Origin of the sequence: Streptomyces sp. CC228A, assembly GCF_021390935.1 — a bacterium.
Taxonomy (GTDB): domain Bacteria; phylum Actinomycetota; class Actinomycetes; order Streptomycetales; family Streptomycetaceae; genus Streptomyces.
In genome coordinates this window covers 681,498-699,501 of the sequence record NZ_JAJPUI010000002.1, presented here as the reverse complement: position 1 = coordinate 699,501, position 18,004 = coordinate 681,498, and the positions used below count along the sequence as shown (strand labels likewise).

Annotated in this window: 11 protein-coding genes and 1 pseudogene; all 12 read left to right on the top strand. The window is 70.2% G+C overall.

Translation table 11 applies throughout. The features are described 5' to 3' along the window. Positions 1–203 precede the first annotated feature (203 nt). Positions 204–2,595 (top strand): annotated as a pseudogene (locus L6E17_RS08450) (ABC transporter family substrate-binding protein); the annotation flags it as partial. Positions 2,596–3,035: 440 nt separating this feature from the next. Next, positions 3,036–4,943, top strand: a complete 1,908-nt coding sequence (gene typA / locus L6E17_RS08445) for a translational GTPase TypA (RefSeq protein ID WP_236240126.1) — start codon at positions 3,036–3,038, stop codon at positions 4,941–4,943. Positions 4,944–5,728: 785 nt separating this feature from the next. Then, positions 5,729–7,390 (top strand): ABC transporter substrate-binding protein, encoded by a 1,662-nt coding sequence (locus L6E17_RS08440; protein ID WP_236240125.1) that lies wholly within the window; start codon positions 5,729–5,731, stop codon positions 7,388–7,390. 205 nt (positions 7,391–7,595) lie between these two features. Continuing rightward, positions 7,596–8,522, top strand: a complete 927-nt coding sequence (locus L6E17_RS08435) for an ABC transporter permease (protein ID WP_236240124.1) — start codon at positions 7,596–7,598, stop codon at positions 8,520–8,522. Positions 8,523–8,550: 28 nt separating this feature from the next. Beyond that, the gene (locus tag L6E17_RS08430; protein WP_236240123.1) at positions 8,551–9,477 is read left to right on the top strand and encodes an ABC transporter permease; all 927 of its coding nucleotides are present in this window, start codon (positions 8,551–8,553) and stop codon (positions 9,475–9,477) included. A 51-nt stretch (positions 9,478–9,528) separates the two neighbouring features. Beyond that, positions 9,529–10,584 (top strand): ABC transporter ATP-binding protein, encoded by a 1,056-nt coding sequence (locus L6E17_RS08425; RefSeq protein WP_236240122.1) that lies wholly within the window; start codon positions 9,529–9,531, stop codon positions 10,582–10,584. Then, complete coding sequence (locus L6E17_RS08420) at positions 10,577–11,650, top strand: ABC transporter ATP-binding protein (protein WP_236240121.1); 1,074 nt, start codon at positions 10,577–10,579, stop codon at positions 11,648–11,650. Before L6E17_RS08425 ends, L6E17_RS08420 begins: the two co-directional genes overlap by 8 nt. Before the next feature lie 272 nt (positions 11,651–11,922). Next, positions 11,923–13,548: an ABC transporter substrate-binding protein gene (locus tag L6E17_RS08415; protein WP_236240120.1), complete on the top strand. Its 1,626-nt coding sequence runs from the start codon at positions 11,923–11,925 to the stop codon at positions 13,546–13,548. A gap of 13 nt (positions 13,549–13,561) precedes the next feature. Next, the gene (locus tag L6E17_RS08410; RefSeq protein WP_236240119.1) at positions 13,562–14,485 is read left to right on the top strand and encodes an ABC transporter permease; all 924 of its coding nucleotides are present in this window, start codon (positions 13,562–13,564) and stop codon (positions 14,483–14,485) included. Between the two features lie 319 nt (positions 14,486–14,804). Beyond that, the gene (locus L6E17_RS08405) at positions 14,805–15,740 is read left to right on the top strand and encodes an ABC transporter permease (protein WP_236240406.1); all 936 of its coding nucleotides are present in this window, start codon (positions 14,805–14,807) and stop codon (positions 15,738–15,740) included. Between the two features lie 7 nt (positions 15,741–15,747). After that, complete coding sequence (locus tag L6E17_RS08400) at positions 15,748–16,743, top strand: ABC transporter ATP-binding protein (RefSeq protein ID WP_236240118.1); 996 nt, start codon at positions 15,748–15,750, stop codon at positions 16,741–16,743. After that, the gene (locus L6E17_RS08395; protein WP_236240117.1) at positions 16,730–17,776 is read left to right on the top strand and encodes an ABC transporter ATP-binding protein; all 1,047 of its coding nucleotides are present in this window, start codon (positions 16,730–16,732) and stop codon (positions 17,774–17,776) included. Before L6E17_RS08400 ends, L6E17_RS08395 begins: the two co-directional genes overlap by 14 nt. Positions 17,777–18,004: the final 228 nt, after the last annotated feature.

The window sequence follows — 18,004 nt, the reverse complement described above, 5'->3', positions numbered from 1 at the left end:
GTCCCCAGCGCCCGCACGGCTTCCGGACACGTTGGGCCGCACGGGTGGGGTTCGCGGGCCGCGCCGCCGTGTCGCCCGGGAGGGGGTCGCACGGTCGTCTTCAGTAGGGGGCAATAGGTGTGATCATCTCTAAATTCGTGATCTCTGCGTGATCTCCTGAAATCCCTCGAAGACTCCACAATCCGGATGAAGAGGTATCCGTCATGTTCCAGGTCCGCGCCCGCGCCCGCGCACCCCGGACCGCCGCGCTCCTCACGAGCGGGGTGCTCGCCGTCTCCGTCCTCGCCGGCTGCGGCTCCGGTGGCGACGGGGAGAACCGCTCCCGGGCCGTACCCGTGGACATCGCGCCCGCCGACCGCTCCCGGACCGCCGACGGCGGCACCCTGCGCTGGGCCGTCGACGCCCTGCCCACCACCCTCAACGCCTTCCAGGCCGACGCCGACGCCGCCACGGCCCGCGTCGTCGGAGCGGTGCTTCCCGCCCTCTTCACCCTCGACGAGCGGGGCAGGCCCCGGATGAACCCCGACTACCTGGAGTCGGCGGAGATCGTCGAACGCGAACCCAAGCAGGTCGTCCTCTACAAGCTCCACCAGGAGGCCGTGTGGAGCGACGGCCGCGAGATCGGCGCCCCTGACTTCGTCGCCCAGTGGCGGGCCCTCAGCGGTAAGGACAGCGCCTACTGGACCGCGCGGAACGCCGGCTACGAGCGCATCCAGAAGATCGAACGCGGCGCGTCCGACCTGGAGGTCCGGGTCACCTTCAGCAAGCCGTACACCGACTGGAAAGCGCTGTTCACACCGCTCTACCCGAAAGACGTGATGGGCTCGCCCGACGCCTTCAACGACGGCGCCCGCACCAAGCTCGCCCAGACCGCCGGCCCCTTCCGCCTCAAGGCCGTCGACACCAAGGCCGGCACGGCCACCCTCGTCCGCGACCCGCGCTGGTGGGGGAGGACCGCCAAGCTCGACACCCTCGTCCTGCGCGCCGTCCCCCGCGAGGACCGCGCGGCCGCGCTCGCCGGGGGCACCCTCGACATCGCCGAGGTCGAGCCGTCCACCGCCGACCGCATCACCCGGGCCGCCCGCCAGGGCGACACCGCCAAGGGCGGACCCCTCGGCCACGGGCCCGGCGCGCACACCACCGCCGCGGACGCCATCCGCTCCTGGGCCCTCGCATACGGCTCCGACAAGGCCAAGGCCGCCGAGGAGCTCGCCGCCCGCAAGGCCGCGCAGGAGGCCGCCGCCGCGTACGCCGCCGAGCAGGCCGGGCTGCGCCGCTACACCGTCCGCAAGACGCTGGAGCCCGCCTACACCCAGCTCGCCCTGAACGGCGAGACCGGACCGCTCGCCGACGAGCGGGTGCGCCGCGCCGTCGCCCGCGCCCTGGACCGCCGGGAACTGGCCGAGGCCGTGCTCGGGCCGCTGGGGCTGCCCGCGGAACCGGTCGGCTCCCACCTGGCGCTCGCCGGGCAGGACGCCTACGCCGACAGCAGCGGCGCCCTCGGCAGCCAGGACACGCAGGAGGCCCTGGCCCTGCTGGCCGACGCCGGCTGGACCAAGGCGGGGGCGCGCGCGACCGCCGCCCCCAAGGACGGCACGAAAGCGGGCGCGGAAGCCTCCAAGGCCCCGGCCTCCGCTTCGCCCTCGCCGTCCGCGTCGGGCGGCACCCCGCCGCCGGGGCCCGCGCGGCGGACCGGGCCTCCGACGAGGGCCTGTACATCGTGGGCGACGACAAGCCCGGCGCCCGTACGGTCCGTACCGACGCCGCGCCCGGCACGCATGTCCTGGCGCCCGCGCCGCCGCGGCCGTGCACAGCGCCCTGCTGCGCCAGGCCCGCGCCCTCACCGCAGCACTCACCGACGCGGAAGCGGAAGCGGACGCGGACGCGCAGCAGGCCGCCGCGAAGGACGCGGACGCCGAGGACGGCGCCGCCGGCGACCGGTCGGACGCCCAGGGCGGGGTCCCCGGCGCGTACGCCCCGCGCGGCACCGCCGCGGCCCCCGCTCCCGCCCCCGACAAGGCCGCCGCGGGCCCGCTCGGGAAGGACGGCCAGCCGCTCAGCCTGCGCTTCGTGCTCCCCTCGGGCCCCGGCTCCGAGGCCCTGCGCACCGTCGGCGACAAGATCGTCGGCATGCTGGACCGCATCGGCATCCGCACCGAGATCGTGAAGGTGTCCGACGACAGCTTCTTCAAGGACCACATCGCCTCGGGCGACTACGACCTGGCCCTCTACTCCTGGCCCGGCACCGCCTACCCGGCCACCGACGGCCGCCCGATCTTCGCCAAGCCGGAGCCCGCCACCGACGGCTCGCTGCTGGTGGAGCAGAACTACACGCGGGTCGGCACGGACCACATTGACCAGCTCTTCGAGCAGGCCGCCGCAGAGCTGGACGAGAAGGCGTCCCGCGACCTGGTACGGCAGGCCGACGCCCGCATCTGGGCCGCCGCCGGGTCGGTCCCGCTCTACCAGCGGCCGCAGCTCGTCGCGGTGAGGAAGACCGTGGTGAACGCCGGGGCCTTCGGCTTCCTGACCCCGCGCTACGAGGACATCGGCTTCCGCGCTCCGGCGAAGGGCCCGCAGGGGGACCCGCGGCAGGGAACGCAGCCGAGCGCGGAGCAGAGCCCGCAGGAGAGCCCGGCGAAGGACTCCGGGCGCGACCCGGAGAAGGACGCGGAGAAGGGCGCGGAGAAGGACGCGGAGAAGAACCGGGAGCAGAGCGCGCAGAAGAGTCCGCAGCCGAGCGCGGAGAAGAGCCCGGAGGGGGCCACCGCCGCGGACGGGGAGTGACCCGGGCCCACCCGCCGTGCCCGCCGTGCCCGCCGGTCGACCGGCGGGCACGGCCGTGTCCGGAACCCGTGGTTCCGCGACGGTCGGGGCCGCGCCGGGCGGCCCGGACCGGGGGCCGGATCCTGCCCGGGAGGCCGACCACCCGGCCGCCCCGTACCATGGGACGCAGCCGTGGCGCATCCGCCCGGCGGGCGTACTGAGGAAAACGAGACGCCGCACCCACGATCCGAGAGAAGCGCCAGCCACTCATGCCCACGCGCCACGACATCCGTAACGTCGCCATCGTCGCCCACGTCGACCACGGCAAGACGACCATCGTCGATGCCATGCTGAAGCAGGCGGGAGCCTTCGCCGCCCACCAGCTCGACTCCGTCGACGACCGCGTCATGGACTCGAACGACCTGGAGCGTGAGAAGGGCATCACGATCCTCGCCAAGAACACGGCGGTGAAGTACCACCCCAAGGACGGCGGGGCCCCGATCACGATCAACATCATCGACACCCCCGGCCACGCCGACTTCGGCGGCGAGGTCGAGCGCGGCCTGTCGATGGTCGACGGCGTCGTGCTGCTCGTGGACGCGTCCGAGGGACCGCTGCCGCAGACCCGCTTCGTGCTCCGCAAGGCCCTCCAGCGGCGGATGCCGGTCATCCTGTGCATCAACAAGACCGACCGCCCCGACGCCCGTATCGACGAGGTCGTCAACGAGACGTACGACCTCTTCCTGGACCTCGACGCGGACGAGGACCAGATCGAGTTCCCGATCGTCTACGCCTGCGGCCGGGACGGCGTCGCCTCGCTGACCAAGCCGGAGGACGGCACGGTCCCCGCGGACTCCGACAGCCTGGAGCCGTTCTTCTCCACGATCCTGGAGCACATCCCGGCGCCCGTGTACGACGGCGACGCCCCGCTCCAGGCCCACGTCACCAACCTCGACGCCGACAACTTCCTCGGCCGCATCGCCCTCCTGCGCGTCATGCAGGGCGAGCTGAAGAAGGGTCAGACCGTCGCGTGGATGAAGCGCGACGGCTCGGTGCAGAACGTCCGCATCTCCGAGCTGATGATGACGGAGGCGCTCACCCGCAAGCCGGCCGAGAAGGCGGGGCCGGGCGACATCTGCGCCGTCGCCGGCATCCCGGACATCATGATCGGTGAGACGCTGGCCGACCCGGAGAACCCGGTCGCGCTGCCGCTGATCACGGTCGACGAGCCGGCGATCTCGATGACCATCGGCACCAACACCTCGCCGCTGGTCGGCCGGGGCGGCACCGGCAAGGGCGCCGACGCCAAGGCGGCCGTCAAGGACCGCAAGGTCACCGCCCGCCAGGTGAAGGACCGCCTGGACCGCGAGCTGATCGGCAACGTCTCGCTCCGCGTCCTGGAGACCGACCGCCCCGACGCCTGGGAGGTGCAGGGCCGCGGTGAGCTGGCCCTGGCGATCCTCGTCGAGACGATGCGCCGGGAAGGCTTCGAGCTGACCATCGGCAAGCCGCAGGTGGTCACCAAGGACGTCGACGGCAAGGTCTACGAGCCGGTCGAGCGCATGACGATCGACGTGCCCGAGGAGCACATGGGCGCGGTGACGCAGCTCATGGGCGTCCGCAAGGGCCGGATGGACAACATGTCGAACCACGGCTCCGGCTGGGTCCGCATGGAGTTCGTCGTCCCGTCCCGCGGCCTCATCGGCTTCCGCACGGAGTTCCTGACCCAGACCCGCGGCACCGGCATCGCCCACTCGATCCACGAGGGCCACGAGCCGTGGTTCGGCCAGCTGACGACCCGTAACAACGGCTCGCTGGTCGCCGACCGGTCCGGCTCCGTCACCGCGTTCGCGATGACCAACCTCCAGGAGCGCGGCGTCCTCTTCGTGGAGCCGGGCACCGAGGTGTACGAGGGCATGATCGTCGGCGAGAACTCCCGCTCCGACGACATGGACGTCAACATCACCAAGGAGAAGAAGCTCACCAACATGCGGTCCTCGACGGCCGACGTGTCCGAGTCCATCGTGCCGCCGCGCAAGCTGTCGCTGGAGCAGTCGCTGGAGTTCTGCCGCGACGACGAGTGCGTCGAGGTGACCCCGGAGGCCGTCCGCATCCGCAAGGTGAACCTGGACCAGCGCGAGCGGGCCCGCGCCGCCTCCCGCGCCAAGCACGGCTGACCCGCAGGAGCACAGGGCCCCCCGCCGTCTCTGACGGCGGGGGGCCCTGTGCGTTGCTGTTGCCGTTGCCGGTGCCGGGGTGCCCCCGCCCGTCTTCCTGCTTCCTGCGCGGCGGCGGGGGCTGTGCATCGCGGGTGTCCCGGACCGGGCCGTGCCGCTCCGGGTGCTGCACGGGGCGGTGGGGGTGCCCGTCAGCCGGGCGGCGCGGGCCCTGCCGCGGGTGCGTCCTCGGGGCGGGGGCGTACGGCGGTCCGGTGTGCGGGTTGTGCGGGGACGGTGCAACCCCGGCCGCCGGCTGCGCGGCGGGACGGCGGTGCGGGGGCCGTCCGGGTCGCCGTCCGGACCGTGCGGGGCGGGCGGTGCGGGGCGTCATCCTCGCCCCCGAGGTGGCGGCTTGGGAAGGGTTTTGAGGATCATCTGAGCTTCCCGGTGGCCGATGGACGGTCAAGCCGATTTCGTACCCCGAGCGTCCGTCTTCCGGACGGTGATCACCGAAACATGTGTTAACAGTCCGTTTCGCGTGTGTCTGTCTATGATCGTTTTGTCCGGATTTCGGTCACGCGAAGCCGGGTGATGTTGTCAAAACGAGACCCTTTAAGTGTGGTTTACAGACCCGTCGTACTTAATAGTTGGCTCCACTGAGCTCGGGTCAATGGGTCACGCGCTGTGGGGAGCGCGCCGACTCACGAGCACACACAGAGGGCACTGCGCGACCCCCGTCAGGGGTGTCGGTGGTCTGCGTGCGTCCCTCACTTCAGTGACAAGTGACTCATGAGGAGGAACCCATGCGCGGTGCCAAGGGCGCCAAGTGGGTGGCGGGCGCGATCGTCGTCGCCATGGCCGCGACCGCCTGCAGTGGTGGCGGTAATGATGGTGGCGACAAGGGCAGGGACGGCGGCAAGTCCGCGTCCGGTGGCACCTTCCGCCTGGGTAGCACGGAGCCGGACACGATCGACGCGGGCAAGGCCCACGAGTCGACCGGCATCATCGTCTCGAAGGCCCTGTACGCCGGTCTGTTCGAGAACACGCCCGACGGCAAGTCGGAGGCGAAGCTCGCCGAGTCGGCCACGGCCAACGACGACTGCACCACCTGGACCTTCAAGATCAAGGGTGGCACGAAGTTCTCCAACGGCGAGCCGGTGGACGCCGAGGCGTTCATCCGCGGCTGGAGCCGTGCCGCGTCGAAGGAGCTCGCCTCCGACGTCGCCTACCACCTGTCCGGCATCGACGGCTTCAAGGACGTCCAGGGCGGCAAGGCCGACACCCTGTCCGGCCTGAAGGCCGTGGACCCGAACACCCTCGAGGTCAAGCTCTCCGGCGCCGACTGCGAGTTCGACAAGAAGACCGGCCACACGGTCTACAGCCCGATGCCGAAGGTCGCCCTGACCGACAAGAACTTCGGCGAGGCCCCCATCGGCAACGGCCCGTTCAAGATGAGCGGCAAGTGGGAGCACAACAAGCAGATCCACCTCGTCCGCAACGACGACTACGGTCTGGAGAAGGCGAAGCTCGACAAGGTCGAGATCAGCCTGCTGAACTCCGCCAACGCGCAGGACCTGGAGTACCAGGGCTTCCAGGCGGGCCAGTTCGACTACGCCCACATCCCGACTCCGCACCTCAAGCCCGCCAAGGCGAAGTACGAGCCGCAGGGCAAGTGGTTCGAGAAGGACACCAACGGCATGAACTACCTCCTGCCGGCGGATGACAAGGGCGACCTGCTCACCAAGGACGCGCGCTGGGCCATCGCCTACGCGATCGACCAGAAGGCCATCGCCGAGGGCGTCTTCCAGGGCTTCCAGAAGCCCGCCAGCGCCATCGTGCCGCCGGCCCTCCCGGCCGCGTACCAGAAGGGCCTCTGCGGCGACGCCTGCGAGGGCCAGAACCCCGCCAAGGCCAAGGAGTTCGCCGCCAAGGCGGGCCTGAAGCCGGGCACCGAGATCACCCTCGCCTTCAACACCGGCGCCGGCCACGAGCAGTGGATCCAGGCCGTCGGCAAGCAGCTGGAGGACGTCCTCGGCCTGAAGGTCAAGCTGGACGGCAAGACCTTCCCCGAGCTCCTCGACGCGCAGACCGCGCCGGGCGCCCAGGGCCTGTTCCGCTTCGCGTGGGGCGCCGACTACCCGACGCCGGACAACTACCTGTACCCGCTGCTCCACACCGACTCGATCAACAAGGACGAGAGCGGCAAGGTCATCGGTGACAACCGCGTCCGCTACAGCAACCCCGAGTTCGACAAGCTGGTGAGCCAGGCCCGTGCCCTGAAGGACGAGGCCCAGCGGATCGAGCTGTACAAGAAGGCCGAGAAGATCGCCATGGACGACATGGCGCTCATCCCGATGTTCGACCGGACCCAGTACCGCCTCATGGCGACCGACAAGTTCAACGGTCTGGACGACATCGACTTCGGCGAGGACCCGATCCTCGAGAACATCTCGCTGAAGAAGTAACCCCGTAGGGGCGGTGGGGCGCACTCACCGCACCCAGCGAAGGCCGCGGAGTGCCGGGACGGCACTGGTACTCCGCGGCTTTTCGGCCGAAGTACACCGATTCCGGCGGGCTCCACAGCGCCCGCCGCTCCACACCCGTACCGCAATCCGGCAGCGGGGTCGGCCGCTCTCCCCCGTCCGGAGCGGCCGTGAAGAGAGGCACGTCATGGGAAGGTATGTCGCCCGACGCCTAGGGCAGATGGTCATCGTCCTCATAGGCGCGACCATGATCCTGTTCGCCTGTCTGTTCGTCTTCCCGAGCGACCCGGTGGGGTCCCTGGCAGGCAGCGACAAGGCGCGTGATCCCGCGGTCATCGCGGAACTCCACGAGCGTTACGGACTCGACAAGCCGATCTACGAGCAGTACGCCAACTACGTGGGCCGACTCGTGACCGGCGACATGGGCGAGGACTACGTCCAGCGCCGCCCGGTCTCCGAGATCCTCGGCCCGAAGCTCGGCAACACCGCTCAGCTGGCCGTCGCGGCGATCATCATCGACGTCGGCCTCGGCATCGTCGTGGGCCTGATCGCGGCCTTGTACAGATACAGCGTCTGGGACATGCTGGCGACCTTCGTCACCACGCTGATCATCGGCTTCCCGACCTTCGTCACCGCCTTCCTGCTCCAGACGGTGTTCGTCATGGAGCTGGAATGGTTCCCCCTACTCAGTGAGGGGGACCTCCAGTCACTGATCCTGCCCGCGTTCACGCTGGCCATCCTCGACGCGGCCCTCGTCGCCCGGCTGATGCGCGGCACGATGCTCGAGGTGCTGCGCGCCGACTACGTCAAAACGGCCGTGGCCAAGGGCCTGCCGCGCCGCACCGTGCTGTTCAAGCACGTCCTGCGCAACTCCGTCATCCCCGTGGTGACCTACCTCGGCATCTCCTTCGGCGCCCTCATGGGCGGTGCCCTCATCACCGAGACCATGTACAACTGGGACGGCGTCGGACTGGCCCTTGTGCAGGCCATCCAGGCGCAGAACAACCCCATCGTCATCGGTGTGGTGACCTACAGCGTTGCGATCTTCGTGATTCTCAACCTGATCGTCGACCTGTTGTACGCGGCACTCGACCCGCGCATCCGCTACGAGTGACCGGCGCCCCGAGGACGGAGGAAGTTCCATGACGGACACCACCAAGACCGAAGCGGCGCCCGCGGGCGCCGCCGCAGAACCCGCCACCACCGCCAACGGCGAGGCGGCCATCCCCAAGATCACGCAGTGGAGCGAGATCCGCTACCGCTTCATGCAGAACAAGCTGGCGGTCGCCGGCCTCTTCATCGTGGTCTTCCTGTTCCTGATCGCCATATTCGGGCCGTACATCACGCCCCACGACCCGTACCACCAGGACCTGCTGCAGCCCCTGCAGAAGCCGTCCGCCGAGCACTGGTTCGGCACCGACGACCTGGGCCGCGACCTGTTCTCCCGGGTGCTGGCCGGCACCCGCATCGCGATGATCGTGGGCTTCAGCTCGATCGCGCTCACCTGCGTCATCGGCGTCGTGCTCGGCGCCCTGGCCGGCTACTTCGGCAAGTTCGTCGACACGCTGATCATGCGGACCGCCGACATCTTCTTCGCCTTCCCGCTGCTCATCGGCGCCATCGTCATCATCCTGGTTGTCGGCCGCGGCGTGCTGCCGGTCGTCATCTCGCTGGCGCTGTTCTCCTGGGCCACCGTGGCCCGGCTGCTGCGCAGTTCGATCCTCTCGGTACGAGAGATGGACTACGTCAACGCGGCCCGCGCCCTGGGCGCCAGCAACGGCCGCATCATCCGCAAGCACATCCTGCCCAACTCGATGACCGCCGTGATGGTCTACGCCGCCTTCAACATCGGCACCGCCGTCGTCGCCGTGGCCTCGCTGTCCTTCCTGGGCGTCGGCGTGTCCCCGGAGGTGCCGGAGTGGGGCAACATGCTCGCCCTCGGCCGCGGCTTCATCGGCGTGGAGAACCACCTGTGGCTCTTCCCCAGCTTCGCCATCGTGCTGACCGTTCTCGGGTTCGTGTTCGTCGGTGACGGCCTGCGCGACGCCCTCGACCCGAAGCTCCGGTAGGCCCCGGATGCCCGCAGCGAACACGAACCGGCAGGACGAAGGTAGGACGGCATGACGAATGTCGAGAAGACGGCCGCAACCGGCACGTCGACCGCGCGGGACGGCGCCGCCCCCGTGCTCGAAGTGGAGAACCTCCACGTGCAGTTCAAGACCCGCGAAGGCGTGGTCAAGGCCGTCAACGGCGTGAACTACAGCGTCTCCGCGGGGGAGACCCTCGCCGTGCTCGGCGAGTCCGGCTCCGGCAAGTCCGTGACCGCACAGGCGATCATGGGCATCCTGGACAGCCCCCCCGGAGAGGTCAGCCAGGGAGCCATCCGGTTCCAGGGCCAGGACATCCTCCAGCTCAGCGACGAGGAGCGGCGCAAGCTCCGCGGCGCCAAGATGGCGATGATCTTCCAGGACGCGCTGTCCTCGCTGAACCCGGTCTTCTCCGTCGGCAACCAGCTCGGCGAGATGTTCCGCGTCCACGAGGGCATGTCCAAGAAGGACGCCAAGGCCAAGGCCATCGAGCTGATGGACCTGGTCAAGATCCCGGCGGCGAGGGAGCGGGTCAACGACTACCCGCACCAGTTCTCCGGCGGCATGCGCCAGCGCATCATGATCGCCATGGCGATGGCGCTGCGCCCCGACCTGATCATCGCGGACGAGCCCACCACCGCCCTGGACGTGACCGTCCAGGCGCAGGTCATGGACCTGCTCGCGGAGCTCCAGCGCGAGTTCAACATGGCGCTGATCCTCATCACCCACGACCTCGGCGTCGTCGCCGACGTGGCCGACAAGATCGCCGTCATGTACGCGGGCCGGATCGTCGAGCAGGCCCCCGTGCACGAGCTGTACAAGCGGCCCGCGCACCCCTACACCCGGGGTCTGCTGGACTCCATCCCGCGCCTGGACCACAAGGGCCAGGAGCTGTACGCCATCAAGGGCCTGCCGCCGAACCTGCTGCGCGCGCCGGCCGGCTGCGCCTTCAACCCGCGCTGCGACCGGGCGCAGGACATCTGCCGCACGGACCTGCCGCTGCTGCACCAGGTGACCGAGCGGGACGGCGCCGAGATGCCGGGCCGCGCGAGCGCCTGCCACTTCTGGAAGGAGACGATCCATGGCTGAGCTGGCCAAGAAGGACGCGGCCGTGGCCGTCCAGGACCGGGGCGAGCCGATCCTCCAGGTGCGCAACCTCGTCAAGCACTTCCCCCTGACCCAGGGTGTCCTGTTCAAAAGGCAGATCGGTGCCGTCAAGGCCGTCGACGGGGTCGACTTCGAGCTCTACAAGGGCGAGACCCTGGGCATCGTCGGCGAGTCCGGCTGCGGCAAGTCGACCGTCGCCAAGCTGCTGATGCTGCTGGAGACCCCGACGTCCGGCGAGATCCTGTACAAGGGCGAGGACATCACCCGGCTGTCCGGCAAGGCGCTGAAGGAGGTCCGCCGCAACATCCAGATGGTCTTCCAGGACCCCTACACGTCCCTGAACCCCCGGATGACGGTCGGCGACATCATCGGTGAGACCTTCGAGATCCACCCCGAGGTGGCCCCGAAGGGCGACCGCCGCCGCAAGGTCCAGGAGCTGCTGGACGTCGTCGGTCTGAACCCCGAGTACATCAACCGCTACCCGCACCAGTTCTCCGGCGGTCAGCGCCAGCGCATCGGCATCGCGCGCGGCCTGGCGCTCAACCCGGAGATCATCATCTGCGACGAGCCGGTGTCCGCGCTGGACGTGTCGGTCCAGGCGCAGGTCATCAACCTGATGGAGAAGCTCCAGGACGAGTACGACCTGTCCTACATCTTCATCGCGCACGACCTGTCGATCGTCCGGCACATCTCCGACCGGGTCGGCGTGATGTACCTGGGCCGCATGGCCGAGATCGGCACGGACGCGCAGATCTACGAGCACCCGACGCACCCCTACACCCAGGCGCTGCTGTCGGCCGTGCCCGTCCCGGACCCGGAGGCCCGCGAGGGCCGCGAGCGGATCATCCTCACCGGTGACGTCCCGTCCCCGGCGAACCCGCCGTCCGGCTGCCGCTTCCGCACCCGCTGCTGGAAGGCGCAGGACAAGTGCGCGCAGGAGACGCCGCTGCTGGCGATCCCCGAGCGCTTCGCGGGCACGGACTCCCTGGCGGCGCACCCGTCGGCGTGCCACTTCGCCGAGGAGAAGGACGTGATCCACGCGGCCTGACCGCACCCCGCCGCACCCGGTGCCCGGCCCTCCCCGCGGAGGTCCGGGCACCGGCCTTTTCCGGACCGCCTATTCCGGGCCGGCCTTTTCCGGGCCGCTTCTTCCGGGCCGACCTCTTCCGGGCCCCCGCCGGGCCCTGCCGCCCGGCCCACCCGTACGGGGGGTTTGGCGTGGCGACACGTCACCGGATGGGTGCGGCCGGGGTGCGGGTCCTCCCCGCGCGCGATGTATTGGGGCGCAGTCGACACGACCGTCCCCTCAGGAGGCATCCCATGCGCGGAGCCAGGCACGCCACGTGGGCCGTGTGCGCCTTGGCCGTCGTCCTCGCGGCGACCGGCTGCGGCGGAGGCAACGGCAACGGCACCGGCAGCGGCGAGGGGGTCCTCAGTTCCTCGTGGGGTGATCCGCAGAACCCCCTGGAGCCCGCCAACACCAACGAGGTGCAGGGCGGCAAGGTCCTCGACATGATCTTCCGGGGGCTCAAGCAGTACGACCCGGAGACCGGCGCCGCCGAGAACATGGTCGCCGAGAGCATCGAGACGACCGACTCGCAGAACTTCACCGTCACCCTCAAGGACGGCTGGACCTTCAGCAACGGCGAGCCGGTGACGGCGCAGTCCTTCGTCGACGCCTGGAACTACGCCGCCAACGTCGACAACCGCCAGGCCAACGCACCCTTCTTCAGCGACATCGTCGGCTACGACGAGGTGCACCCCGAGTCCGGCTCGCCCCGGGCCGAGACGATGAGCGGGCTCGTCGTGAGGGACGACCGCACCTTCACCGTCGCCCTGAAGGACAAGTTCTCCACCTGGCCCGACACCCTCGGCTACAACGCGTTCATGCCGCTGCCCCGGGCGTTCTTCGACGACAAGGACGCCTGGCTGAACCAGCCGGTCGGCAACGGCCCGTACCTGGTGGAGTCGTACGACAGGGGAAGCGTGATGCGGCTGCGCCGCTGGGACGGCTACAACGGGCCCGACAAGGCGCAGAACGCGGGGGTCGACCTCCGGGTGTACACCGACAACAACACCGCCTACACGGACCTGCTCTCCGGGAACCTCGACCTCGTCGACGACGTGCCCGCCCAGCAGCTGAGGAACGTCGAGAACGACCTCGGCGAGCGCTACATCAACCAGCCGGCACTGATCATCCAGACGGTCGTCTTCCCCTTCTACCGGTCGGAGTGGACCAGGCCCGGCATGGAGAAGGTCCGCCTCGGCATCTCCAAGGCGATCAACCGCGAGGAGATCACCCGGCAGATCTTCCAGAACACCCGCACCCCCGCCCAGGACTGGACGTCCCCGGCCCTCGGCGAGGAGGGCGGCTACGCCGACATCTGCGGCGACGCGTGCGCGTACGACCCCGACGAGGCCAAGCGGCTCATCGAGGAGGGCGGCGGCCTGCCCGGCGGCCGTATGACCCTCACGTCGAACGTGGACACCGGCTCCCACCGCCAGTGGATGGACGCCGTCTGCAACAGCATCAACAACGTCCTCGACCAGGGCACGGTCTGCACCGTCAACCCCGTCGGCACCTTCGCGGACTTCCGCAACCAGGTCACCACCGACAAGATGACCGGACCGTTCCGCTCGGGCTGGCAGGCCGACTACCCGCTCATCCAGAACTTCCTCCAGCCGCTGTACTACACCGGAGCCTCCTCCAACAACGGCAAGTTCTCCAACGAGCGGTTCGACACCCTCGTGGACCGGGCCAACGCCGAGACCGACCAGTCCCGGGCCGTCGAGCTGTTCCAGGACGCCGAGCGGGTCCTCGCCGAGCAGATGCCCGCCATCCCGCTCTGGTACCAGAACGGCAGTGCCGGCTACAGCGAGCGCCTCTCCGACGTGAAGCTCAACCAGTTCAGCGTCCCGGTCTACCGCCAGATCAAGGTCGGCTGAGCGGGCGCCGGCCATGGGACGCTACGTCATCCGGCGGCTGCTCCAGATGGTCCCCGTCTTCGTCGGGACCACCCTGCTCATCTTCCTCATGGTGTACGCCCTCGGGGACCCCGTCGCCGCGCTCTTCGGCGACAAGGCCCCCGACCCCGCCACCGCCGCCCGCATCCGTGAGGACCTCCACCTCGACGAGCCGCTGTGGAAGCAGTACCTGCTCTACATGGGCGCCATCTTCCAGGGCGACTTCGGCACCGCGTTCAACGGCCAGCCGGTGCTGGAGCTCATGGCGAGCGCCTTCCCCGTCACGCTGCGCCTGACGATCATCGCCATCGCCATCGAGATCGTCGTCGGCATCACGCTCGGCGTCGTCAGCGGCCTCAAGCGGGGCCGCCCGCTCGACACCGGGCTGCTCGTCCTCACCCTGATCGTCATCTCCGTCCCCACCTTCGTCTCCGGCTACCTGCTCCAGTACCTGCTGGGCGTGAAGTGGGGCTGGGTGCGGCCCTCGGTGTCACCCGACGCGCCCTTCGACGAGCTGATCCTGCCCGGCGTCGTGCTCGCGCTGGTGTCCCTGGCGTACGTCACCCGGCTCAGCCGGACCTCCATCGCGGAGAACGTGCGCGCCGACTACGTCCGCACCGCCGTGGCCAAGGGGCTGCCGCGCCGCCGGATCATCACCCGCCACCTGCTGCGCAACTCGCTCATCCCCGTCATCACCTTCATCGGCGCCGACGTGGGGGCGCTCATGGGCGGCGCCATCGTCACGGAGCGGATCTTCAACATCCACGGCGTCGGCTACCAGCTCTACCAGGGCATCCTGCGCAACAACTCGCCCACCGTCGTCGGCTTCGTGACGATCCTCGTGATCGTCTTCCTGCTGGCGAACCTGCTCGTCGACCTGCTGTACGCGGTCCTGGACCCGAGGATCCGCTATGCCTGATCCGCAGAACCCGGACCCCCGGCCCCAGGACCCGCAGAACCCGGACCCCCGGCCCCCGGACCCGCAGGCCCCCGACGGCCGGCCCCGCCGCCCCCACCGCGGCGGCCGCGTCTCCCGCTCGCACCGCGCGGACGAGCCGCACGCCGACCCGACCAGTCCCGAACCGCAGGGCCACGACCGGCCGCCCGAGGACCACCCCCACGACCCGGCCGACCCGAAGGACCCGGGCGGCATCGGCACCCCCGGCAGCCCCCACAGCCCCTACACCCCGTACGACGACCCGCGCGAAGCCATCGCCCCCACCGGCGCCGGCGGCGCCATGGACCTTGCCATGAGCGAAGCGGAGACCCTCGACAAGAGGGAGACCGAGCCCACCACCACCGACGGCGCCGCCCCCGGGCCCGGCGGCAGGCCCCGCAGCCTGTGGACCGACGCCTGGCACCAGCTGCGCCGCAACCCCGTCTTCCTCGTCTCCGCACTGCTCATCGTCTTCCTGGTGCTCATCGCGATCTGGCCGCAGATCCTCACCAGCACCGACCCCCTGCGCTGCGACCTCGCCAGGTCCCAGCAGGGCGCCGAGCCGGGCCACCCCTTCGGGTTCGACACGCAGGGCTGCGACGTGTACGCCCGCACCGTGCACGGCGCCCGCGCCTCCATCACCGTCGGCATCACCGCCACCCTCGGCGCCGCTCTCCTCGGCAGCCTCCTCGGCGGTCTCGCCGGCTTCTTCGGCGGCTGGTCCGACGCCCTGCTGTCCCGCACCGCCGACATCTTCTTCGGCATCCCGGTGGTGCTGGGCGGGCTGGTGTTCCTCTCCGTGGTGACCAGCACCACGGTGTGGCCCGTGGTCGGCTTCATCGTGCTGCTCGGCTGGCCGCAGCTCGCCCGTATCGCCCGCGGCTCCGTCATCACCAGCAAGCAGCACGACTACGTGCAGGCCGCCCGCTCGCTGGGCGCGAGCCCCGCCCGGATCCTGCTGCGGCACGTCGCGCCCAACGCCGTCGCGCCCGTCATCGTCGTCGCGACCATCGCCCTCGGCACGTACATCGCCCTGGAGGCCACCCTGTCGTTCCTCGGCGTGGGCCTGCGCCCGCCGACCGTCTCCTGGGGCATCGACATCTCCAACGCCGCCCCGCAGATCCGCAACGCCCCCCACATGCTGCTGTGGCCCGCCGGCGCCCTCAGCATCACCGTGCTCGCGTTCATCATGCTCGGCGACGCCGTCCGCGACGCCCTCGACCCGAAGCTGAGGTGAGCCGCCCGTGCTGCTCGAAGTCCGCGACCTGCACGTGGAGTTCCACACCCGCGACGGCGTCGCCAAGGCCGTGAACGGCGTCACCTACGCCGTCGACGAGGGCGAGACCCTCGCCGTCCTCGGCGAGTCCGGCTCCGGCAAGTCCGTCACCGCCCATGCCGTCATGGGCATCCTCGACATGCCGCCCGGCCGGATCACCCGCGGCGAGATCCTCTTCCAGGGCCGCGACCTGCTCCGGGTCAAGGAGGACGAGCGCCGCAAGGTCCGCGGCGCCGGCATGGCGATGATCTTCCAGGACGCGCTGTCCGCGCTGAACCCCGTGCTGACGGTGGGGGACCAGCTGGGGGAGATGTACGTCGTCCACCGGGGCATGTCGAAGAAGGACGCCCGCGAGAAGGCCGTCGAGCTCATGGACCGCGTCCGCATCCCCGCCGCACGCGAACGCGTCGGGCAGTACCCGCACCAGTTCAGCGGCGGCATGCGCCAACGCATCATGATCGCCATGGCGATGGCCCTGGAACCCGACCTGATCATTGCCGACGAGCCCACCACCGCGCTCGACGTCACCGTCCAGGCCCAGGTCATGGAGCTGCTCGCCGAGCTCCAGCGCGAGCTGCGCATGGGCCTCATCCTCATCACCCACGACCTCGGGGTCGTCGCCGACGTCGCCGACCGCATCGCCGTCATGTACGCCGGCCGGATCGTGGAGACCGCCCCGGTCCACGACATCTACAAGGCCCCCGCCCACCCCTACACCCAGGGCCTGCTGGACTCCATCCCGCGCCTCGACCAGAAGGGCCGCGACCTGTACGCCATCAAGGGCCTGCCGCCCAACCTGATGGCCATCCCGCCCGGCTGCGCCTTCCACCCCCGCTGCCCGCGCGCCCGCGACGTCTGCCGCACCGACGTCCCGCCCCTGTACGAGGTGTCGGACACCCGCAGCAGCGCCTGCCACTTCTGGCGCGAGACGCTCGACAAGGAGCCCGTCGATGGCCGCCGCTGACGCCCGCGAACCCCTCCTCGAAGTACGGGACCTGGTCAAGCACTACCCCCTCACCCGCGGCGTGCTCTTCAAGAAGCAGATCGGCGCGGTCAAGGCGGTCGACGGGGTCTCCTTCGACCTGTACAAGGGCGAGACCCTCGGCATCGTGGGGGAGTCCGGCTGCGGCAAGTCCACCGTCGCCCGCATGCTGGTGAACCTGGAACGCCCCACCTCCGGGCAGATCCGCTACCAGGGCGAGGACGTCACCCGGCTGTCCGGCCGCGCCCTGAAGGCGGTGCGCCGCGACATCCAGATGGTCTTCCAGGACCCGTACACCTCGCTCAACCCGCGCATGACCGTCGGCGACATCGTCGGGGAGCCGTACGAGATCCACCCCGAGGTCGCGCCCAAGGGCGACCGCCGCCGCAAGGTGCAGGAGCTGCTGGAGGTCGTCGGCCTCAGCCCCGAGCACGTCAACCGCTACCCGCACCAGTTCTCCGGCGGCCAGCGCCAGCGCATCGGCATCGCCCGCGGCCTCGCCCTGCGCCCCCGGATCATCGTCGCCGACGAGCCGGTGTCCGCGCTCGACGTGTCCGTGCAGGCCCAGGTCGTGAACCTGCTGGAGAGCCTCCAGGCGGAGTTCGGCCTGTCGTACGTCTTCATCGCCCACGACCTGTCGATCGTCCGGCACATCTCCGACCGCGTCGGCGTCATGTACCTCGGCCGCATCGTCGAGACCGGCACCGACGCCGAGATCTACGACCACCCCACGCACCCCTACACCCAGGCCCTCCTGTCCGCCGTGCCCGTGCCCGACCCGGAGGCGCGCGAGCACCGCGAGCGGATCCTCCTCGCGGGCGACGTCCCGTCCCCGGCGAACCCGCCGTCCGGCTGCCGCTTCCGCACCCGCTGCTGGAAGGCGCGCGAGCGGTGCGCCCTGGAACTGCCGCCGCTCGACGTGCCGCCGTGGTTCCGGGGCGCCGACACCGGCGCCCGGCACCCCTCCGCCTGCCACTTCGCCGAGGAGAAGCACGTGGTGCCGGAAGCCCGTTGACCGGCGGGCGGCCCGGCCCGGTGCCCTCGGCGGCCTTTTAACAGCGGCGACACCCAGCCGACCCCGTTCCGATATACGGACACGGAAGTCTGCACTGCGTACGGCCGTGCGGGTGCCGTGGACCGGTCGGGGCGCTGCCATGTCGCCCCGGCCGGTCGCCATGTGGGCACCGTTACATACAGATTCGGCCAACTTCCCTGCGGGGGCTCGTGACGCGCGCAGACCGGT